General features: G+C 55.3%; 21 protein-coding genes. 12 read left to right on the forward strand and 9 right to left on the reverse strand.

The window, feature by feature from the left end:
• Positions 1 to 80: 80 nt before the first annotated feature.
• Both SD626R_RS12305 and SD626R_RS17310 read right to left on the reverse strand, forming a co-directional pair.
• On the reverse strand, positions 81 to 473 hold the full coding sequence (locus SD626R_RS12305) for a PD-(D/E)XK nuclease family protein (RefSeq protein WP_092566643.1): 393 nt from the start codon (positions 471 to 473) through the stop codon (positions 81 to 83).
• 46 nt (positions 474 to 519) lie between these two features.
• Positions 520 to 741, reverse strand: a complete 222-nt coding sequence (locus SD626R_RS17310; protein ID WP_241996640.1) for a PALP domain-containing protein — start codon at positions 739 to 741, stop codon at positions 520 to 522.
• A gap of 436 nt (positions 742 to 1,177) precedes the next feature.
• On the opposite strand from SD626R_RS17310, the gene trpB reads away from it, so the two are divergent.
• Positions 1,178 to 2,341, forward strand: coding sequence for a tryptophan synthase subunit beta (gene trpB, locus SD626R_RS12315; RefSeq protein ID WP_092566644.1), 1,164 nt, complete (start codon positions 1,178 to 1,180; stop codon positions 2,339 to 2,341).
• A 38-nt stretch (positions 2,342 to 2,379) separates the two neighbouring features.
• On the opposite strand, the gene SD626R_RS12320 is transcribed toward trpB, so the two are convergent.
• The gene (locus SD626R_RS12320; RefSeq protein ID WP_092566645.1) at positions 2,380 to 2,955 is read right to left on the reverse strand and encodes a GNAT family N-acetyltransferase; all 576 of its coding nucleotides are present in this window, start codon (positions 2,953 to 2,955) and stop codon (positions 2,380 to 2,382) included.
• 310 nt (positions 2,956 to 3,265) lie between these two features.
• Between SD626R_RS12320 and SD626R_RS12325 the strand changes: the two genes are divergently transcribed.
• The 5 genes from SD626R_RS12325 (at position 3,266) to SD626R_RS12340 (ending at position 8,033) form a co-directional block, all read left to right on the forward strand.
• A complete protein-coding gene (locus SD626R_RS12325) occupies positions 3,266 to 3,790 on the forward strand; it encodes a type IV pilin domain-containing protein (RefSeq protein WP_092566646.1) in 525 nt (174 codons plus the stop codon).
• Between the two features lie 173 nt (positions 3,791 to 3,963).
• Positions 3,964 to 4,815 (forward strand): COG1361 family protein, encoded by an 852-nt coding sequence (locus SD626R_RS16500; RefSeq protein ID WP_137782530.1) that lies wholly within the window; start codon positions 3,964 to 3,966, stop codon positions 4,813 to 4,815.
• A 133-nt stretch (positions 4,816 to 4,948) separates the two neighbouring features.
• The gene (locus SD626R_RS12330) at positions 4,949 to 7,000 is read left to right on the forward strand and encodes a sensor histidine kinase (RefSeq protein ID WP_092566647.1); all 2,052 of its coding nucleotides are present in this window, start codon (positions 4,949 to 4,951) and stop codon (positions 6,998 to 7,000) included.
• Between the two features lie 243 nt (positions 7,001 to 7,243).
• Positions 7,244 to 7,549, forward strand: a complete 306-nt coding sequence (locus SD626R_RS17520) for a hypothetical protein (protein ID WP_092566648.1) — start codon at positions 7,244 to 7,246, stop codon at positions 7,547 to 7,549.
• Between the two features lie 112 nt (positions 7,550 to 7,661).
• Entirely contained in the window at positions 7,662 to 8,033 is a 372-nt protein-coding gene (locus SD626R_RS12340) for a hypothetical protein (protein WP_092566649.1), read from the forward strand.
• Positions 8,034 to 8,062: 29 nt separating this feature from the next.
• Here SD626R_RS12340 and SD626R_RS12345 read toward each other — a convergent pair whose 3' ends face one another.
• On the reverse strand, positions 8,063 to 8,707 hold the full coding sequence (locus SD626R_RS12345) for a ribonuclease HI family protein (protein WP_092566650.1): 645 nt from the start codon (positions 8,705 to 8,707) through the stop codon (positions 8,063 to 8,065).
• A 430-nt stretch (positions 8,708 to 9,137) separates the two neighbouring features.
• Between SD626R_RS12345 and SD626R_RS12350 the strand changes: the two genes are divergently transcribed.
• Positions 9,138 to 10,460 carry a cytochrome P450 gene (locus SD626R_RS12350; RefSeq protein ID WP_092566651.1) on the forward strand — a complete coding sequence of 441 codons (1,323 nt, stop codon included), beginning with the start codon at positions 9,138 to 9,140 and terminating at the stop codon, positions 10,458 to 10,460.
• Positions 10,461 to 11,408: 948 nt separating this feature from the next.
• On the opposite strand, the gene SD626R_RS12360 is transcribed toward SD626R_RS12350, so the two are convergent.
• From SD626R_RS12360 to SD626R_RS12370, 3 genes are all read right to left on the reverse strand, one after another.
• A complete protein-coding gene (locus tag SD626R_RS12360) occupies positions 11,409 to 11,759 on the reverse strand; it encodes an alpha/beta fold hydrolase (RefSeq protein ID WP_241996648.1) in 351 nt (116 codons plus the stop codon).
• A 116-nt stretch (positions 11,760 to 11,875) separates the two neighbouring features.
• Positions 11,876 to 12,853, reverse strand: coding sequence for a bile acid:sodium symporter family protein (locus SD626R_RS12365; RefSeq protein WP_092566653.1), 978 nt, complete (start codon positions 12,851 to 12,853; stop codon positions 11,876 to 11,878).
• A 105-nt stretch (positions 12,854 to 12,958) separates the two neighbouring features.
• A complete protein-coding gene (locus tag SD626R_RS12370) occupies positions 12,959 to 14,098 on the reverse strand; it encodes a M28 family metallopeptidase (RefSeq protein ID WP_092566654.1) in 1,140 nt (379 codons plus the stop codon).
• A gap of 638 nt (positions 14,099 to 14,736) precedes the next feature.
• On the opposite strand from SD626R_RS12370, the gene SD626R_RS12375 reads away from it, so the two are divergent.
• From SD626R_RS12375 to SD626R_RS12390, 5 genes are all read left to right on the forward strand, one after another.
• Positions 14,737 to 14,982, forward strand: a complete 246-nt coding sequence (locus SD626R_RS12375; RefSeq protein ID WP_092566655.1) for a PRC-barrel domain-containing protein — start codon at positions 14,737 to 14,739, stop codon at positions 14,980 to 14,982.
• Positions 14,983 to 15,348: 366 nt separating this feature from the next.
• On the forward strand, positions 15,349 to 16,485 hold the full coding sequence (locus tag SD626R_RS16505; protein WP_137782529.1) for a COG1361 family protein: 1,137 nt from the start codon (positions 15,349 to 15,351) through the stop codon (positions 16,483 to 16,485).
• The gene (locus SD626R_RS12380; RefSeq protein WP_092566656.1) at positions 16,482 to 17,147 is read left to right on the forward strand and encodes an ABC transporter ATP-binding protein; all 666 of its coding nucleotides are present in this window, start codon (positions 16,482 to 16,484) and stop codon (positions 17,145 to 17,147) included. The genes SD626R_RS16505 and SD626R_RS12380 overlap by 4 nt, the downstream gene beginning before the upstream one ends.
• Positions 17,144 to 18,292 carry an ABC transporter permease gene (locus tag SD626R_RS12385; RefSeq protein ID WP_092566657.1) on the forward strand — a complete coding sequence of 383 codons (1,149 nt, stop codon included), beginning with the start codon at positions 17,144 to 17,146 and terminating at the stop codon, positions 18,290 to 18,292. The genes SD626R_RS12380 and SD626R_RS12385 overlap by 4 nt, the downstream gene beginning before the upstream one ends.
• Before the next feature lie 240 nt (positions 18,293 to 18,532).
• Positions 18,533 to 19,027 (forward strand): DUF3592 domain-containing protein, encoded by a 495-nt coding sequence (locus tag SD626R_RS12390; RefSeq protein WP_092566658.1) that lies wholly within the window; start codon positions 18,533 to 18,535, stop codon positions 19,025 to 19,027.
• Positions 19,028 to 19,150: 123 nt separating this feature from the next.
• On the opposite strand, the gene SD626R_RS12395 is transcribed toward SD626R_RS12390, so the two are convergent.
• Positions 19,151 to 19,588, reverse strand: a complete 438-nt coding sequence (locus SD626R_RS12395; RefSeq protein ID WP_092566659.1) for a DUF5518 domain-containing protein — start codon at positions 19,586 to 19,588, stop codon at positions 19,151 to 19,153.
• An 81-nt stretch (positions 19,589 to 19,669) separates the two neighbouring features.
• A complete protein-coding gene (locus SD626R_RS17315) occupies positions 19,670 to 21,070 on the reverse strand; it encodes a DUF6498-containing protein (RefSeq protein ID WP_241996639.1) in 1,401 nt (466 codons plus the stop codon).
• Positions 21,071 to 21,251 lie beyond the last annotated feature (181 nt).

Consider the following 21,251-nt stretch of genomic DNA (forward strand, 5'->3'; position numbering starts at 1 on the left):
TCCGCCGAGACAGCCTGCTTGTCAACCAGTCATAGACAAGCAGGTACACCTGCGTTATCAAAAATTAAGAAGGAAACGCGTCACGCGTCGTGTGCCTTGACCATCTCTCTGAGCTCGGACCTACTGAGCGGGTTGATCTCGCGACGGTCACCCTCGTCGGTGTAGAAGATCAAAGCGGAGACCGATCGGTCCGGGTATCGGTCGGCGACGACGTGGTAGTATATACTGAGCTGTTTCCTGTACTCGTCTTCAGCGTGGGTCGTGCGATCGGTCTTGTAGTCGATGACCTCGACACAGTCAGACGTGATATGAAGCAAGTCGATGATCCCACCGATCGTCACTTCCTCGTCGTCGACGGTAAGCGGAAGGAACGCGTCGACCTCAGCTTTCTTTTCTCCTTCGAGCGAATCGAGGAGCCGCTTCACATTCTCCTTATCAGGGTTGTCGTCGGCGCCGGCAGCCTCGTCGAGCACATGCCGCTCCGCGAACCCGGAAACAGATGCGGGTCGTGCTGGCCGATCATCGCGAGGCGTGAATCGGGGTATCTTCAGCGACGAGGACTACCGCTTCCCGATCCAGTGCCCCCAAATCCGCGGCAACGCTCAGCGCCACATTCCCGTGCGAGACGGTCCCGATCGGGTCGCCGAGACGAGTGATACCCACGGCCGTCCTTCGGTCTCTGAAACTCCCGGTCGGATTGGCGGCCTCAAGCTTCAGATGAATTCGTGGACCGTCTGCCATCTCAATCGACGGTGTTCGCAACAGCGGCGTCACGCCGGCCGTGGCGGCCAATCCGCTCGGCTCCGTCGCAGGGAGCACCGCTTCGTAGCGCCACGGACTGCGGTGTCCTTCCGAGACAGTATCGTTGTTCTGGCCGCTTGCGTCGGGCCAAGAAAACGCGGACGTGTCTGTCTCGAATCATGACGGCTCACCACAGGCACACCCCGCGGCTTCTCTGAATGCGTAGGTGTCACCACAGTCGTAGCAAACCAACTGGTCCATAAACTACTGTTTCAGGCGGTGTACAAAGCCCGGACCATGGATCGATCCTGACCTTGCCAATGTGAGGATCGGCACTCACTGAACACCAGCGTCAGAGTCGCCACCGCCCCACAGATATGCCCCCGGATGTTGCTTCCTCGTGTACTTTTTTGAGAAGCGAGTACGCAGTTATTCCATGGCGACGCCAGACGAGTTTGGCGAGTTCGGTGGGAGACACGTTCCAGAACCACTCGAAGAACCCTTAGCAGAATTAGCAGCTGCGTACGAGGAAGCTATCGCGGATGAGGGATTCATGGATGAATTCCGTCACCTGTTGAAACACTTTGCTGGACGTCCAACACCGGTCTTCTATGCGGAAACACTAAGCGAGCGATACGGGGCAGATATCTATCTCAAGCATGAGGATCTCCTCCATGGTGGGGCACACAAACTCAACAATACGCTGGGCCAGGCGCTGTTGGCAAAGCGGGCAGGGAAAGACCGCTTGATCGCAGAGACGGGTGCTGGACAACACGGGACCGCGACGGCGATGGTTGGCGCGCTGTTGGATCTTGATACGACCGTGTATATGGGGCGCCACGACATGCAACGGCAAGAGATGAACGTCTTCCGAATGCGCCTCATGGGTGCCGATGTCGAGCCGGTCGATCGAGGCAACGAGGGGCTCGCGGAGGCGGTCGATGCCGCATTGGAAGATTTCGCTGCAAACGTCGAATCTACGCATTATCTCGTTGGGAGCGTCGTCGGTCCGGATCCGTTCCCGCGGATGGTCCGTGAGTTCCAGTCCGTCATCGGGACGGAGGCTCGCGAACAAATTCAGGAACTCCACGGCGACCTTCCTGACGCGTGTGTCGCCTGTGTTGGCGGCGGATCGAACTCAATCGGCCTTTGGCACGCATTCAAAGATGACGACGTGATGTTCTACGGCGCCGAACCGGGTGGGACCGACGATGCGAATCACTCTGCACCACTCTCGAAGACGAAACAGGAGGAACCACAGATCTTCCAGGGGATGAAAACGAAGACGATTGGAGACGACACCGAGAACCACTCGATTTCAGCTGGGCTTGATTATCCGGCGATTGGGCCGGAACACGCTGCGCTCCAAGAGATGGGGCGGGCGGAGTATCATGCGATTTCTGACGATGAAGCCTTAGCCGCGTTCCGCGAACTGAGTGAGGCAGAGGGGATTATCCCCGCGTTAGAGCCAGCTCATGCCCTTGCGTTGGCCGCTAAATTGGCTGAAGAGGACCAACATGACACCCTGTTAGTCAACCTCTGTGGTCGCGGCGATAAGGACATGCAGACGGCTGCCGAACACTTCGACCTCTCAGACTGAGTCGCTCTCTCCGGAGGCACCCTCTGCCGGACCGACCACTACAGTTCCTTTTCAAAGTGGACGAGTTCGTAGGTCCCAGCAGTGGATGTCGCTGTTTGGTCGTACCCTTGGTCGTGATAGAATTCGAGTGCTGCTGTCTGGCGGGTTGATGTCGTTGCAAGGAGCGTCTCATACCCGCCGCCAGCTGCCCGGCGCTCAAGTTCATTGAGAAGTTGTCGGCCGTATCCACGCCGCTGGTGTGTCGGTGCGACACGCATCCGATGGAGTTCCGCGGCTCCGGGCCGGTTGCGTTCGTCGCTACGGCCGACTTGGGTCGGGATGAACCCACCCATTGCGACCAGGATTCCGTCGTGGGTGGTCAGCTTGGCTACCTGCTGTGGTGATGCATCAAAATTCTCTGTCTGATCGGTCCGTGGGTGGTCAGCGTCGACAATGCCGACGACGAACGCGCCTCCGGTCTCAAGATACGAGGTCGCTATCGTTCGTAGATCGTCTGTTCCGGGGATGTCCGATGGATCGACCCCTGTCTCCTGTATTGCCCATTGATGAAGCGCCCAGACAGCAGTGTCGTCCCGCGGATCGTATGGTCGGAGCGACAATCCGTTCGAGTCCACACTGGCGGATAGTACCGATCCGGCTTAAAAAATGGATTATGATAACCGTCATCTCTTATCAGCCTCACCAAGCGGAGGTTCGAACATATTTATCATGTGACAGGAATCTCTTGAAACCCGCCGTAAGTGATCTGTTCCGCTCCAGTTGCGGTCGATACAGGGGACTCACGAATCGCTCAGTACAATGGACTCACATAGCGCTCAACCCCCAGAGTTAGTTGGTTCCTATCAGGAGCGCCGTGCGAGATACAGAGGGTGAGTTTAGCAGGGAATCCGAGGCTATTTACTCCAGTAGGGAGTAATAAATATAATGAGTCGACGGCATCGCGCTGTAACTCCTGTAGTTTCAACTATTCTCATGGTCGCAGTTGTGGTGGTTTTAGCCGCAACGGTCTCTGTATTTTTTCTCGATGTCACAGAGGATATTAACGAGCCTGCGCCAGTCGTTGGCCAGACGAGTGGAGAGTTTGAGCCAGGACCCCAACGTGTACGTATTACGCACATAGCTGGGGAGAGTATTCCCGCTGAAGAATTGGAAGTTGTCGTTCGGGCGTCTGGCCCTGATGTGGATGCTGAAGCACGACTAGTTAATCTTCCCGAGTTTGATGAAGAGAAAGATCCTGAGAACATAATATCATTTTTTCATAAAGAAATCGAGAGTAACGATCCAAATACGTGGGGCGTTGGTGACACAATCCAGTTTGAGATAAACGTAACAGGTGCTGACTTTCGTGAACCGCCAAAAAATGATAATCCTGATGCTGACGAACTCACTGTCCTAATTGTTCATACGCCTTCGGAGGCGGTCATTGTTAGAAAGACGTTTACACCGTAGTGTGAGATACGCAATCTTCAGTGACCGCCCGTTTCAGGCAAGAATACGTCTGAAGAATAGGATCTCAACAGAGCCTCTATGTCACAAGGACGTTTCTGGAATAACATTAAGTCATGTGGTCAGGTAATCACCTTGTGAACCGCCGTACGTACCTTTCTATAGCCAGCGTGAGTGTGACGGCAGTTCTCTCTGGTTGCGGTGGGAACAGCAGTTCTGACGACGGTCCAGAGAGTAATCTCTCAGAAGGTACCCAAGCAACTAACCAGGATCATAGGGACAGCGATATAGAGAACAATACATCAGAAAACACCCAGACAGCCCAAAACAGCGGCGACGATGCCGAGCTACATGGTGTGGCTGAATTTGAGATAATCAGACTTGATGTCCCTAATGAAATAACCCAGCCAGATACAGTAGATGTCAAACTCACAGTTGAGAACACTGGCGATGCTCGGGGAACATTCCGTGGTGAGATTGACATCGATGTTGACGGGGTTTTCTTGCCGACATCGATACAGTATGATGCGGAGATTAGTGCTGGTGAGCGTGCGACTCTCACAGAAACCCTTGATCCGGATCGCTCAGGGTTTGTGACGTTCCGTATTGAGGGTATTGAGCACGAATTGATGATAATCCCCGAGCATACAGGACCACAGATACAGGGTGTTAAACTTGTCAGAGAATGGACTGAACACGGGGACGTATACCAAAATGCAATTGACTCCGCACCGGCTGGTAGCTTGATTGTAATAGCCGTGCGGTACTGGTACTGGTATGGAGACTCTGGTGTGTTAGATATCTCTGCCGAATACGAAACAAACGGAAAAGAGATGTCTCAACGAGATGTTATACAAGACCGGTCTAAACGTATCGTAAGGCAGCGCGGTTGGGAGCCACAAGAAGATTACATCAAAATATCAACATATGGATGGGATCCAGGAGTATACACTACAAAAGTACAGCTGCGGGACGAGCGTAACGGAGACTTATCGACAACCAAAGAAGTAAGATACACGCTTGAGTGAGTAGCAGCCTAGGTTCATAATAATGGAATCGTCAGCGAGTAATAAGCCGACTGCCACAAGGTAGTTTTGGAGAATCTGTTTTTGTTTAACGAACCACCATTTATTAGCGTTACAGAAGAGAGTGCCACACCTGATGATAAATCATCTTGGCATTGTCGGACAGATCTACGTTGGCGTTTTCGCACTCAGTGGTCTCATCTGTCTTGCCGCCATCAGCCGGGCACAGCAGTTTCAGGACCCCGATGTCCGCCGAGGACTGGTCTGGTTACTTGCCACTGCCGGCGGATGGGCGCTCCTCAGAGCTGCTGGGTTCCTGCTTCCTGATCCATTCCGTGTGCCGGCATACATCATTGGGCTCGCCATCGGCTTCGCTACCGTCTGGGCATGGCTCTACTTTTGTTCCGCCTACTCTGGACGAACCTACCACCGCAACACGCCGCTACGACGAGCGAGTGCGGGCATCTTTCTTTCCGTAATCGCGATCAAAGCAACGAACCCGATTCACGGCGCGTACTTTACCGCACAGGAGGTATCGACGCCGTTTGCCCATCTGGCTGTCGAACACAACGTGCTCCACTGGACGGCAACAGGCTTGTCATACGTGCTGTCAGCGGTGGGCCTATTCATGATTTTTCAGCTGTTCTTCGAATCTGGGTACGATACTCGATCCCTCAGCGTGCTATCGGCTCTAATTGGACTCCCGGTCGTTTTCGACATCGTCGCTCAGTTTACGCCGTTGCTTATCAATATCATCTACGCCCCTATCGGAGTAGCAGTATTCGCAGTCGGTGTACTGTTCGTCTTTGAACGTCGCTTCCTCGCGGTACAGCGGGCATCAATCGATGATGACCTCTCTATCTACCTCGATGAACGGGGTCGGATCCGCGACTATTCGGCAACTGTCAGAGAGGTGTTACCGGAACTCGATGGAGCGACGGGAGATCAGCTCTCCGAGACTGTTCCGTCAGTCGTTGAGGCGCTCGAGAGCAACGATCAGATACTCGAACGCGATCAGTCCGGTGACAAGCGGTATTATTTTGTCTCGACGAGTACCACTATGCTCGGTGAGGCCGGCGCACAAATTATACTGCTATCGGACGTAACTCAGGTGGAGTGCCAGCGTCGCGAACTCGCCGATCGTGAGGCTGAGCTTAACGCGCAGAACGAACTGTACCGAGGCGTCATCGATGCCAGTTTCGGCGTCGTCTTTCGAATCAACGAGCAAGGGCAGTGCACCTTTGCCTCTCCGTCTGTTGAGAAATTTCTCGGCTACTCGCCGGCGGAACTCGAAGGCAACCCGCTCTCGGTTAGCCTGCCGAACGAGGCAACGGTCGAACGGGCGTGGGACGAAATCGAGCCGATATTCAACGGCGAACGGAACATGGTGCGAGACTTTCCCCTGAAGAAAAAATCGGGGACCACCGTGTTCACGGACATACGTGGTGTCCCTATTTATGAGGGTAGCGTTCCTGCCGACGAGCGAACGACCGACCACATCATTGGCATTCAGTTGATGGTGCGTGATGCGACAAAACGGCGGGAGCGGGAGGGACTTATCAGTGTTATCAACCGCGTGCTGCGTCACAATATGCGAAACAAAATGGGCGTTATTACCGGCTACGCGGAGATGCTTGAGAACCGACTCAGCGGCGAGGACGCAAAAAAGGCATCGCAGATCAGAGACACGGCCAACCAGCTGTTTGAGTTGACCGAGTCAGCCCAACGGCTTGAGGAATATCGGGACCTGTCACCTGATCTTGAACCAATCGACATCACCCCGATGCTCGAAGAAACTGTCACAGAACTACAGATGCAGTACCCCGAGGCTTCCGTGACGATTAACGCTCCTGACACCGTTGTAGCGGATACCCATGAGCGTCTCAAAACGGCGCTATGGGAGGTTGTCGAAAACGCTGCGAAACACGGCGGTAATCCACCGAATATCGAGATCGACGTGACAGACACCGAGACAGGGGTGACGATTGCTGTCAGGGATAATGGACCGGGACTCCCCGAGATAGAACAGGAAGTTCTCGAGTCGAATGAGGAGACGCCACTGATTCACGGTGAAGGTCTCGGCCTGTGGCTTATTCACTGGATTGTTACCAGCCTTGACGGCGAACTCGAAACGACGGCGGGAAATGAGGGCACAGTGGTTACGATTTGCCTCCCGAAAGTGGAGTAAGCCGTATCTGTTACTCAGCTGTCGGTGATTCTACAGTAAATACGGATCCCTCTGGGTGGTTGTCTTCAACCCGGACATTACCGCCATTAATTGGCGAACGAGTACGCAACTACTTGCCGTGGCGTGAGAGAGATTGGGGCACGGACCAAATGGGAAGCGAAGTACATCGACCATAGTTTTCAACAGAGCCGTTGATAGCGATACTAAGCTAGAAATTATATTGCCGGGGGTTTATCGGAAAACATGGCGACGACTTGTGCACTCTGTCGCCGTGTCGTTCCTGACGAACGAATTGACGATTCTCAGGTCGTTCAGGAGCATCATCTGCGGCCGGAAGAACGCGCCACCAGTCCCACGGTGATGCTTTGTCGACCCTGCCATGACCAAATTCACGCACAGTTCGCTAACACCGAGTTACGAGACAAGTACGACACCATTGAGTCGCTCAGGTCGGCCGACCGACTCACCGGGTACATTAACTGGATTCGAGGAACAAACAAACTCGATATTAGTGTCGCCACAAGCGACCACGTTCGCGAACGCTCCTGATTGTATTTAAATGGTATGCCTGGCGTTCACAATTTGCCCGCTGGAACCAATACCTAGGAATAATCAATGGGGCAGAACTGATTTGTCTGCGATTCCCCGAATAACGAACGAAATGTCCACCCGCGATGCTGAGTTGATGATCGAGACCTGGCGTATCCGCGAGCGGGACCTTCCCCGCGTTCCACCCGGGGGTTGGGAGACTGTGGACCGACTCCGCGAAGCCGTGTGTCTGGTCGTGGGATGTAGCGTCGACGGTGTCGAACGCGTCGAACCATTCTCGGGGCCGGCTACCGAGCGCGAACGGTTCCATGCGGAGGTGACGACCGACGCGATCGGTGACGAACACGTTCACATACGGGACGCTATCTCAACGGACTCGTCGTCAAGTGACTCTGGCGCATCGACTGCGGTCAACGAGCGTGAGGATGCGTTCGATGAAACAACCGAGCAGTTTGATCTCGACGAGGCACTCGACCGACTGTAGTGACGCTTCAGTTACCGAGCACGTAGCCCTCACGGTCCGAGCGCTGCGATGTCAGCCCCGACTGCTGCCCGGGCGTCTGCGGGGTTGGGATCGCTGTCAGCGAGATGAGTCCACTCGCACGAGGGAAGCGACGCAATTCGCTCTGTGATGTCGTTTTTGTACGGCGCCGCAGACGGGATGCCGTCGCTTTGCCCCCAGATATCGTCAATGACGGTTGTCGAATCGATACGCACCTCTACAGTCGCCGGGACGCAGCAGGCGACCAGCACTTCGAGCCCAAGATGCAGCGCAGCATACTCTGCGGTGTTGTTTTCGGTGTTTGAGCCGACCGGCCGTCCGAGACAAGCAATTGTCGTGGCGTCGGTCTGAAGCACGGCGCCAGCTCCCGCCGGTCCCGGGTTTCCCCGAGAGCTCCCATCGACGTAGAGGACGATATTACTGCTGACGTCATTCAACGGGCCCTCGGCTACCGTCGACGGATCAGTAGTGAGTACCTCCCCGATTGCGGTTCTGATCTCGTCGTCCGTCGTCCCCGGATCGAACAGTCCTCCGTACCCGGCGACGGCGGCATCGATGGCGTCGATAGCTGACTGTATCTCGTAATCATACAGTGCGAGGACGTCATCGACTCGGCTCGCAAGCGGCGATAGCGTCGCCGTGGGCAACCGATCCATGGCTATAGCCTACGCGCCAGTTGTGTGTCCAGTGAATCCATTGTCCGTGCTTGGCGGAGAGCGGACAAAAACACGACGCCATTGAGGGGCCTCCCTGATCGAGTCACCAGAGGAACCACGGCGAGTGCCCTGTGGTCTGATCCGGAAGCGGTTCACGCCGAACGAACGGAACAGGACAGATATCCGATACGGCGTCGGTATTCCAGACTCTATGACGAGTTGTGCCCCCAGTTCGCGCCGAGGACTGTCGCCCACGACGGACGTGCCGTCACTCGATGTTCTTCCCCGCAACGCACCCACCAGTCGGTGGTTGGTGAAAGCAAGTGTCGGCTTCCTCTCCACCTCCGGTGGGACGGAAAATCCGCCTCGCCCCCTCGTTTGAAACGGGGTTAGCGAACACAATTATGCAGTTTGGCCCGTACATCCACATATGAGTGATTCCGTTCACACCCCGCCTGCGCCGCCGTTGATCGGAAACGTCTCCCGATTTGCCGATGACCCGTTGCGGTTTCTCACCGGTGTTCAAGAGGCGTACGGCGGGCAGTATCCCGTCGTTCGTCTCGATCCCTCGGTCGGCCCGCGGTTCAATGTCATTCTTGACTCGGCCCTCGTTCACGACGTTCTCGCCGACAGAGACCGGTTTCGACGGCCGGCGGTAGGACCCGAAGAGCAGCAACGACAGGGACTCCTTTCGAGCGACGGGATTCTCTGGGAGCAACAGCGGTCCGTGCTCCAACCATCATTCGTTGGCGGAAAACTGGCCGAATACGCCGCTATCTCCAGTGAGACGGTCGACGCAATGATCGCTGAGTGGCCGGCGGAAGGCACCGTCGATCTTCACGAGGAGCTCTCAGTCCTGACCCTCCGCGTTATTACACAGTCGTTGTTCAGTCGGGACACTGACGGCGACCGTGCCAGAGCGGTCCACGACGCGATGGCTACGCTGAGCGCGGAAGTTGAGCCGAGTCTCGCCGATTTCGTCTTGCCCGAACAGTTCCAGTCAGGGCCCTCAGACGCATTCGAAGCCGCCGATCGGACTATCGAGGGGGTTGCACAGGAGTTCGTTGATTGGCATCGATCACAGGCCGACCCCCCAGATGATATGATCACCGCACTCATCGAAGCCAAGTCGGATCCGTCCGTCGAGTTATCTGACAACGAGCTCATCGACGAGGCTGTGCTGTTCATGACCGGTGGGCAAGAAACAACAGCGCTGACAATCACATACGCGTTCTATTGGCTCTCACAACATCCTGAGATGCGTGAGCGTGTTGCCGCCGAAGCACAATCAGTCCTCGACGGTGACCTACCCACTTGGGACGATTTATCAGAGTTTACCTACACGGAGCGTGTCGTTCGTGAAACGCTTCGTTTGACCCCAGCCGTCTGGAATATCGCACGGGAAGTTCGTCATGATACAACTCTCGCCGGGGCGGATTTTGAGAGCGATGAGGCGTTGCTCATGTCGCCGTATGCGCATCATCGCGATAGCCGAACGTGGACCGATCCGCTGTCGTTCCGTCCGGACCGGTGGGCTGGTGATGTCTCGCGCGGTCACGACTCGTATTTCCCGTTTGGAAGCGGACCGCGGATGTGTATCGGCAAGCAGATCGCGTTGACCGAAGCACAATTTACCCTCGCCCACGTCCTCCAGGAGTTCGACGTCGTCGTCGATCAAGCCGAGTTATCGCTTCAGCCGAGCGTCACCCTCCGACCGAGGAGTACAGTCCGAGCATCTGTGACGGCCCGTTGACTGGGCTGCCGGTGCACGCGTTGACATTACGAATTCGAGGCGCCAGCCGACTCTTCGACGGTCCGACGGACGCGCTGTAATTCCCGTTCGACAGTTCGGACCGCGGTATCAATCGAGTCAAACCGATCGCTTCCTGCGTCGGTGCATCCACGTTTCCGTGTGAGACGGACCGCTGCGTCGCTCAGTATCTCCGGACGCACGGCCAGTTTTGCTGCTGTACAAGGGGAGACGTCGCTGGGGAGTCGATACTCAACGATTCCGCCGGACTCGTCGCTCCGCTCCCAGCGTCCCGGTGCCGTGGGCAACCGCTCGATTAACACATCCGGATCGACCGCTGTCTCAGTGTGTTCACTCGCCATAGTGTGTGTTTAGTGGGCTCACCCAAACGGATTTTGCCGTTGCTGATCACACACCGTCCACATACTGTATCCTCGGAGTTTCAATTCCGTACCGGGAGGTCACGCGGCCGTCGTCACACGATGTCAGTGAAAAACAGTGCCGCGACGACGACTGTCACCACGGGGATCAGCACCAGAGACGCCCGTCGTTGCCACAACTGTATCGGGGCCTGAAACCGGCCCGCTTCACGAACCGCCGCTGGATTCGTTGCCACCGCGATATCACCTCCGGAGAGTGTAGCCCAATACGTGACTACCGGGAACAATACCATCGTAAGCGGTGAGTCAGCAGACAGGATTGTTCCTAATACAGCCGCGATAGCAAGGAACAACGGCAACGGCGCTAGTGCACATATTCGGATCACAGCTGGCGGCGTTGACCCCGTCACACTAGCGTCGAATTGGCCTAACGGGGTGCTCCATCCCACGTTGGAAGGATGGCTATTTTTCTGGTGTCGTTGACGGTCGAAGCGTCAATCTACCCAAGTTTGTGAACGTCGAAGCAGGGTATCAGGGCTCAGATACAGCAGCCGAAAACGCGTACGAATGTCTACTTGGGTTTCTCAGAGTCGATCAACGACCACGCCAGCTCGTGTGGCTTCGTCTGTGCGAGCTCCATGAGGCCACGGAGTTCGTCAAAGTCAAACACACCGTGATCGTACCCCTCTTGTTCAAGATCGAGTGGCTGTTGTTCGACACTTACGAACCCCTGGAATCGGTCCGTTCCAAACTGGCGGACGTATTCCCACGCCACAAGCGATCCCATCGACCATCCGACAAGAACAACATCAGAAAGGTCCTGTGCGTCAAGGAACGCATCCAAGTCACGGGCGTACTGTGGGAGTGTATGCCCGGTTTCAGTCTTTTCAGAGCGACCATGGCCTCGGAGATCGAGTGTGATTACTCGATTCGTAGTACAGGTCGGCCCCGTTGACGGATTTAGTTGGCATACCTAAGAATATGTATGATTGCTGTTAGTTGCTGTGCCGGACTCCGGTAGCGTCGCTTTCCGTTTGTTCAGTCCGCCGCCACAGGGCCACTCGCAGCTCGGTCGTCGCTCCACGTGAAGTAGCTCGCGAGTGCGGGGCCGCTGACATTGTGCCAGACACTGAATAGCGCAGGAATAAGAGCGGCTGCCGGGTCAAACAGCGACGCTGCAAGCGCCACTGCAAGCCCACTGTTCTGGAGGCCGACCTCGAACGTGGTCGTCCGCACGCGGTCTTTGGTCATGCCGAACGCACGACCGACGCCGTAGCCCGCGCCAAGGCCGATGCCGTTGTGGAGTACGACTGCGGCCAGCACAAGCGCGCCTGCCGTGAGGATGTTGTCGACGTTCGCCCCAACGACGCCCGCGACGATGGCAACGATGGCGGCAACGCTGATTACGGGGAAGACGTCGACACCGATCTCCGCGGCCGTCGGCGAGTACCGGTCGAGGGTGTAGCGAATCCCGAACCCGAGCACGACCGGGATAATGACGATCTGGACGATGCTGGTGAACATCTCCATGAATGTCACATCGATGGCCTCCCCGAGAATGAACAGCGTCCATGCGGGCATCACGATGGGGGCCGCGAGCGTCGTCACCGTCGTGATAGCCACGGAGAGAGCGACATCGCCACGGCCGAGGTACGTCATCACGTTCGACGCCGTGCCGCCGGGCGCTGCGCCGACAAGAATCAGCCCAACGCCGACCGCGTCCGGCAGATCAAAGAGCAGGTAGAGTGCGTACGCCGCCAGCGGCATCACAAGCCACTGCGTGATTGCGCCGATACCAACATCAACGGGTCGGTCGACGAGCCGCTGGAAGTCCGCGGGCTGGAGGGTCAGCCCCATCCCGAGCATAATGATACCGAGCAGGGGGTTGACGTAGTCGAGCACCGGAACGAACGTCGTCGGGTAGACGAGCGCGAGCCCCGCTGCCGCAATCACCCAGACAACGAAGTACTTGCTCGCGACCTGTGCCGTCCGCGAAATTCCATCAGCAATACCCATACGACCACGGCATCAGTCCGTGGAAAGAAAGCTTCGCTTTCTGGCAGTATTGCGGGTATCTTTCCTTAGTGCAACCAATAGAATCTAGCAGTGACGTATCGTCCGTTAGTGTTCTACTCCGGCGAACTCGGGGGATCTATCCAAGTTGTCGACAATAGCCTTCACGATCGCTGTCGTATCCTCGATATCGCTCGTGGAGACCTGATCGAGATCGTCAGATGGCTGATGGTATTGGTCGTACGGCCAGAAAATCAGCATTGCGACTGGAATTCCTTCCTGATAAAACGGCCAGTGGTCCGAGCCACTAATCACTCCTTGGTAGTGCCGGTCTTCGTCGTCGTCAAGAACTTGCTGGACAGCATCTCCTGCAATCGTCTTAATATCGCCATCGCCCGCCCACACATTGAGCAGTTCGCCGCCGCCGGCCATATCGATATTCACCTTGGCGACAATATCCTCAAGAGTGCCGCTGGCCTTCCGCTCATTGACGTAGTACCGTGACCCGACAAGCCACCACTCTTCGCTGCCGTACGCAACGAACGTCACCGTTCGGTCTGGTGGGTGCTCGGCGTAATACTCCGCAACATTCACCAGCGCTTCCACTCCTGAGGCGTTGTCTGCGGCACCAGTCGCCTCATATGCGGAATCATAATGTGCCCCAATGACAACCTCTCCATCTGACTTGTCGGTTCCCTCGATGGTTGCAATGACGTTGTGATCGACGTAGTTCGGAATACGCTTCCCGCCACACTCAAACGCTACGCGTACCTGGTCACCTGCCTCAAGACGTTCATCGACCCACTCCATCCCATCACTGCTAATCAGTCCATAAGTATCGACGAACTGTGGCTCAGTCGACGGGATCGGGAAAGCAGCCCCGTCGACATTCCCGAGTAGATACGCAAGGTGTTCACCATTGTCGTCGACGATTTCGTACCGTGGCAGTTCAAACAGGTCCTCAACCAAGTATGCCGTGCCAGCCTCACGGAGCGTGCCTTCGACGCCTCCTTCTGGTGTACTCTCTGAGTACAGGACTGGGGCGACGTCTAACTCGATGTCGTGAGAAAGAACGTCAAGCTCCCAGTCGCGAGTGACCTCATATCCCTCAAATTTGAATGACTGGAGCTCAGCGTCATATCCCAACTCAGCGAACGTGTCTTGGAGGTAGTTCGCAGCGTCGTGTGCTGCGTCGGTTCCACCGACTCGAACGCCGATCTCAGAGGCGAGATGCTCCATGACGTTCATGATAGTACTCGTCTCTAAACTGACAGTGTTTCATCATAATTTTTTGGATGGCACCTCTGTTTCATCGAAACCACTGCACCGGCTCAGGGATGACATTCGAGGTAATTCCGATTAACATTCCGAAGTATCCGGCGAGTCCACCGAGCGTCGCTGCGAACGGTACAGTTCTATTGCAACGATTTCCGGCGTATATCGTCGCGGCCACGAGTCCAAGCGGTGCCGCGACTCTAACTCCTGGCTGCTTCCAGAGACGGGCGGCGCGATCCGGCCATCGGGCGAATACGATTTCAATGAGAATCGAACTGACGGCACCACCAACAAATGGGATCGGATGGAGTAGTTCACTTGGTGCCAGTCCACGCCGCCGTCCGGCTACCCAGACGATGAGTGCAACGAATGCAGCCGAAACAGCGTCAGTATGCCGTGTCGACATACAATCTGGTTCTTAGCCTACAAAAATACGGGTGTTGGCTGGAGTCCGGCTTCATTTCATATTAGTTATCAAAATTAGTGGGTAGACACACCAGTCTGTTAATCCAATTGCAAACTGATCCCCCGGCTCCCGGGGTCGTTTGCATAGTGGGAGTTCACTGGCATGCGTCGTCCAAATTTATTACACAGGATAGACATGTACCCGTATGGAGCAGGTCCTCGCGTCCTCCCTCAGCGGCTACAGTGTCATGACCACAACTGGCGCTGAACTTGGTGTATTAACCAACGTCACTGCCGACCTCCAAACCGGAGAACTCGAATACTTCCGTGTCGATTCAAATGGGAACAACACCGGTGGGTTCCAAGAGACAGATGATGGTCACGTACTCATTCCTGCTGACGCCGTCTCTGAAAAGAGCGATTACCTCCTTGTAGAGCCAGCAACGGAGTAGTTCACCATCTAAAACGAGGTATGAGATCACGTAATAACTCATCTACCCGATCTAAGATGAAAATCTAAGATCACCGTGTAAGATATGCGCACAGAGACGATTCCACGATCTACGAGACTGTTGATACGCGGAGGTAAACACCAGAGGGGCGGGTTGGATCGCCGATCGCTGCGATCATAGCTTTTTCTTAATAGGATAAACAAATATTAGCCAGATGCATTCGCCCCTCCGCTCCAGTAGACGGGGTTGGTCCCCCTATCACGAGCCACTCCAATCAAGCCGGACGCACGGCATGCGGGCCACAATCAAATGACCGCTAGTCGCTTGATCCGTGCGCTTGTCGCACTAGTCGTACTTGCAAGCGCGATGATCGGTGGTGTCACGGTGGTTGCTGCGAATGGCCCTGCGGTCAACGTGTCATCAGTGAACGTCACGCCTACAGACCCAACAGTCGGTGAGACGGTCACAGTTGAGGTGACGATCTCGAACCAGGAAGGGAGTAATTCGGTCGTTGATGTCTCAAGCATTATGCTGCGAACAACCAGCGAGCACTACGAGCGCGTTGAGGACGTTGGCGCGATTGCTCCCGGCGGCAGTCTGACAATCCCTATTACAACCTCGTTCGACACGGCGGGTCAAAAAGAACTGCTGGCGCATGTTTCTGCGGCCTCACAGTCAAACGGAAGTGAGACATCCCACCTGCGGGCATACTACCGCCCGATTACGATCGACGTGGAGGAACCTGAGATAGACGCCGGTATCGCAGCGAGCACAAACACCTCCGGGGAGACCACGGTCACGCTCACCAACTACGGGAATGTTGAGTTCACCGACGCCGAAATACGGACCTCAGTCAACGGAACCCAACGCGACCAGCGGGATACGTTCGACATTACACCCAACGAGAGTGAATCAGTTACATTTGATACTGCCAATTACGACTCGGACATTCTCACACTCACCGGAGCGTATACTGCCCGCGGCGAGCGTCACGAGGTTACTCGCACAGTCGACCTCAATCAGCAGGTGCAAGGCGAAATCCGATTAACCAGCGTTGAAGTCACAGAACGAGGAACAACCATCTCAGTTGACGGCGAAGCCGCAAATATCGGTGGAACAGATGTCGAATCTGTCCTCGTACGTGTCCCGGACAGCGACACTGTGTCGCCGGCTGGCGGATCTGGGGAGTTCTTTGTCGGCTCCGTCGACGCGAGTGAGTTCGCAACGTTTGAACTCAGTTCATCTGTCTCAAACGGGACAGACACGCTCCCAATTGAACTCACCTATATTGTCGACGATGAGCGGATCACAACCACACAGACAATCGACATCTCAACGGCCGGCTCTAGTAGCCCCGAACCGAGTCAAGGTCAGCCAGCTGCATCCTCAACCGGTGATGGTAGTTCGGGCTCGCTGGGACTCCCGCTGATTCCACTCATCCTTGGGCTGTTTGTGGTAGTCGGTGGAAGTGGTGTGCTCTATTGGCTCTGGAATCGCGAATGAGCGTTATTCGACTCACCGGCGTGACCAAGCGCTATGACACTGAGGCTGAGATAATCGAGGCGCTGAAAGCCGTTGACTTTCGTGCCGAACGTGGTGAGATGGTCGTAGTTACAGGTCCGTCAGGAAGCGGAAAGAGCACGATGCTCAACATGATCGGGTTACTCGACAGCCCGACCGAAGGGACAGTCCATCTTGATGGACGGAATGTTACTGATTTCACCGAAGACGAGCGGACCGAAGAACGTCGCTCACAGTTGGGATTCGTCTTTCAGGACTTCCATCTGCTGCCGATGCTCACCGCAGTGGAAAACGTCGAACTCCCCTCGATGTGGGACACCGATGTTGATCGTCGAGACCGCGCTGTTGATCTGTTGCGACGGGTGAGCCTTGGCGACCGACTTTCTCATACCCCAGACGAACTTTCCGGCGGTCAACAGCAACGGGTTGCGATTGCGCGAGCACTCATCAACGAGCCGGATATCCTCCTGGCAGACGAGCCAACCGGGAATCTCGACCAAGCGACGGGTGAAACGGTGCTCGACGAAATCACACGTCTCAAAAATGAGGAGAATATCGCTGTCGTCGCAATCACACACGATGAGCAGCTGGTGGGATACGCTGATCGTGTTGTGCGACTCGTCGACGGGGTCGTCCAAGAATGACTGTGACGTCGTCCCTTCGTCGGTTCCCAAGCGTGCTCATGGCATGGCGAAATCTCGGCCGTAACCGAACGCGAACAGCCCTCGCGATGCTTGGTATCGTCATCGGGGTGATGGCAATCGCGTCGCTTGGGATGACTGGTGTCGCACTCGAACAGCAGGCGACATCTAACCTCGAGAACCTCGCAAACGAAGTAAGCGTGTCTCCCGGCGAGGACATCGAGACTGACGGAATCACCGCTGAGCAAGTAGCGACGATACGAGACGTTGCACCCGCCGCGACGGTCATCCCACAGAAATCAAATGCGACCGAGCTCGCGGCGCGGAATGGAGCAGAAGCGAACGTACAAGTCACCGGCGTAACGAATCCGGCCCCACTGTACGATATTGCGTCTGGTGATGACCCCACGCGCCTCCAAACAGGGGCGCTAATCTCAGCATCGACGGCCGAGCAACTGGGATTACAACTCGGCGACCCAGTTGAATACGACGGGCAAATATATCGTATTCGTGGTTTCATCGCCGCTGAAAGTGGGTTTGGACCGAGCGGTGGTGGTGAGCTTGTGCTTCCGGAATCAGCGCTTAGCGACCAAGAGTACTACAACTCAGTGACGGTCATCGCCGCGGATGGAGAGGCGAGTACTGCGACTGCAAACGCTATTGAGGCAGAGTTCAACGATGCCGACGACGAAATCCTGACCGCGACGAGCTTCGCAAGCGTCCAAGAAAATATCTCCTCGTTCACCGATACACTTGAACTCGCTCTCCTTGGTATTGGTTCAATATCGCTGTTCGTTGCGAGCGTTGCCATCCTGAACGTCATGTTGATGAGCACCATTGAGCGTCGCGGCGAGATCGGCGTACTACGTGCCGTCGGCGTGCGCCGGGGCGAGGTGCTTAGAATGATTCTCACCGAAGCAGCCTTTCTTGGAGCGGTTGGTGGCCTCGTTGGCAGCGTTGGATCGCTTGTGGTCGGGCTCGCACTCTTTCAGGTTCTTACCGGGGACGCGACACTTGCATTGGAGTGGTCAAGTTCACGCTATCTCCTCTACGGGATGTTGTTCGCTCTGATTGCGAGCGTTCTAAGTGGGATTTACCCTGCATGGACCGCTGCTAACGAGTCACCAGTCGATACACTTCGTGGCTGAGTCGCCATGAACTGCTGCGACAATATACAGTGTTTAGTTCCCAACTGAGTGAATACCGGTTGATGTCTCTCGCCCTCCAAGATCACCAACGGGAACTCAAACAACGCACCCATCATCTCGCTCCGCTCCGGTCGCTGTACCGCTCTCCGTCGAGTGAACGGGTTAATTCCCGGTCATCTGAACGTTCCAGACATAATCGACTGCTGGCCGACCTCAAGCGGCATCGGGGTGACTAGTTGTATGACGAATGACTCAGGCCTGAGCGTCAACGGTCCTGACAGCCTCGGGGGTGCGCTACTGTATCTCCTCATTGGAATTGCTATTATCAGCTACGGGGGATACGACTATGTTCAGCAGACTGAGGCGGTTCGAGAGTCAGTCGAAGTCACTGCGACTGTTACCGAACTCGCTGTCGAGACGGACCGCGGAACCTCATCAAATCCAGGTGTGAACTACGACCCGATCGTTGAGTTTGAGTACACATACAACGGGACCGACTATACTGGGACAAAAATATACCCAGCCGATATCGAACAGAACTACGATACTCGGTCTGGAGCCGAATCAGCTATTGAACAGTACGAACAGGGGACCCAAACGGTTGCATATGTCTCCCCAGATCAGCCAGGGGACGCGTTCTTGAAAAATAAAACATCCAATGCCCCAATAATCGCAATCGTACTCGGTGGACTATTCACCCTATTTGCCTCGGTTTCTGCGGTAAGGAAGCTCTGAGCCTCACTAAGAACTGCTATTTTCCGCCTACCGGTAGCCAAACAGGGACAACCTAGGGTGACCGAACAGCTTGAGCACGATGAGACCCGCGTGGTGATCCCAAATCCCAGACCAGTTTTCCCACTATGCACTACCGTCTGTGTTGGCGAGACCACCATATCCACGCCATTCTGCTATCCAGCCGCCGAATCGTCCCGCAAGCGCGCCTAGGACAGCTAATAGGGCTATCACAAGCCCACCAAACACGAATAAGATCAGAACGCTAACTGCTTGAAACCACGGAGGATTTGAGATATTCACAACTGTCCGTAGCATTTCGGGAAGGATCCAAATCACCGGAAATCCGCCGATAAGGGCAGATCGGAGGCCAGTCACCGTGCTATTCCCGCCATCTCGCTTGATCAGATAACCCGCGAGCACGCTCCCACCGACAAACATTTCGAGTGTGATACTCTCTGGAGATTGCAGTACTTCGAGCACGGTAAACGGCAATGCGAGGAGCCCGCCGAAGAGGGCATACTTCCACGACTCAGTCACTCGGAGGGGACCAACTTGGACCATGGCAGGATATTAGATTTTCTGTTAAAAATATCCCGCCCTCTGTGTAGTAGTATCATATTTGTTACTAAATGTCGCTATCTGCTAAATCCGAGCGAGCATCGCATACAAGAGAACTCCGATCAGAATTGCGAAAAACGGTGCGAGCAAGACGAAGATACCGGCCGCCTCCGCCTCGCTCACCTGTGAAGAGCCAAGCATCACAAGCGGAACTCCAGCAAAAAATAATGCTAACACGAGCGCAGCCCCCACGACGGCAGGATCTTGATCGGGACGTCCGTCATGTCGGACCGGCAAGCCAAGCGTCTCGATCGCTCGGTCCAGGTCTGTGACTGGGCCAAACTGGACTGTGTTTGTCGGCGTCGTCTTGACGTTCGAGATGGTTAGTGTGCCGGTGTCAAACAAGCGGTCGGGAATTGCGTTCTTAATTTCAAATCGTGCTCGTGAGTGAACAGGTACAGTCCACTGTGGAGCATCAAGCACGGTATCGTACGCGACCAGTGTGTCTCCGCGTCGTTGGTATTCGATGGTGCCGTATCGGAGATAGTAGCTTCCAACACGGACTCCGAAGATACATGCCAACACGCCGAGGCCAACGCCGCCCCACGCGATATTTCCTGTAACGATAGCGGCTACAACTCCGAGCAGTAGTAGCGCTACGCCACGGTTAACCACTGTGAGCAGTATCGTGCTGATGCTTCCGAGTAGTACTGACTTCGGGCTAACTGTCACTTGTGCCTGAACCGCCTCATCGGGAAGCTCTGGCTCAGGCTGTGGACGGCTGAGTTCACGGTCGTCGCTAAGCCGATCAAACAGCGCTTGCAGGGAGCTTGCAATCGGTCCCGTTGATTTCCATGACACAGAAAGTGCCGTCTTCACGATCACAAATCCTCCAAGCACAGCCACACCAGCGAACTGGCTCGCTACCAGTCCAATTCCACCGAGTATCATCACCGCCATTGTCAGCTGTGTGGGTCGCCGCAGAATCTCGCGAGCGGACACCCTCTCGTATTGTTTGGTTCCAAGATAATCAACGCTGAATTCGATCATATGTGCGACCAATAACGCTGAAATGCTCAGACCAACCTCCCACGACAACACTATCGGTGTCTCGATTGTAATCCACGACAGCGCCGTAACTGGGATAATCGTAGACCCCCAAATCCCGATGATTGAGAGCGCAAACGGTATATTTCGTGGATAAACCGGTGGAAGTGTTGATAATGGACACCAGCCACCTCGCTTGTGTCGTAGTTCATGGAGAGGTTCTCGCTGTCCAACCACATCAGGCGATCCCCTCTTTGCAAACAACGACTTCATCGCACCGAGAAGGACCGTACTAAACGCTTCAATCCAGTAAAGTATCAAGAGTGTCCAAACGTTCCAGTCCCCGAAGAGTACTCCAAGCAGGGGGACCACGTTCGCTGCAATAATCACCAGATCGGTCGTTGACTGGTGCGGTACCGTGGAGGGCACACCCCGCATGTCATCATCAATGCGGACGGCTGTAAAAATACTCTCTGTGAACTCTCCTGCAATCCTTCGAAATATATTTTGACTCGGTTGCGGCCGATACTCTGATTCCACGTCGTATCTCAGTACTTTTTTGACGCTGAATTCACGTATCCTTTTAGAGCGATTGGGACCACAAAAAACCCAATAGTAC

Source organism: Halorubrum sp. SD626R (assembly GCF_001261915.1).
Classification (GTDB): domain Archaea; phylum Halobacteriota; class Halobacteria; order Halobacteriales; family Haloferacaceae; genus Halorubrum.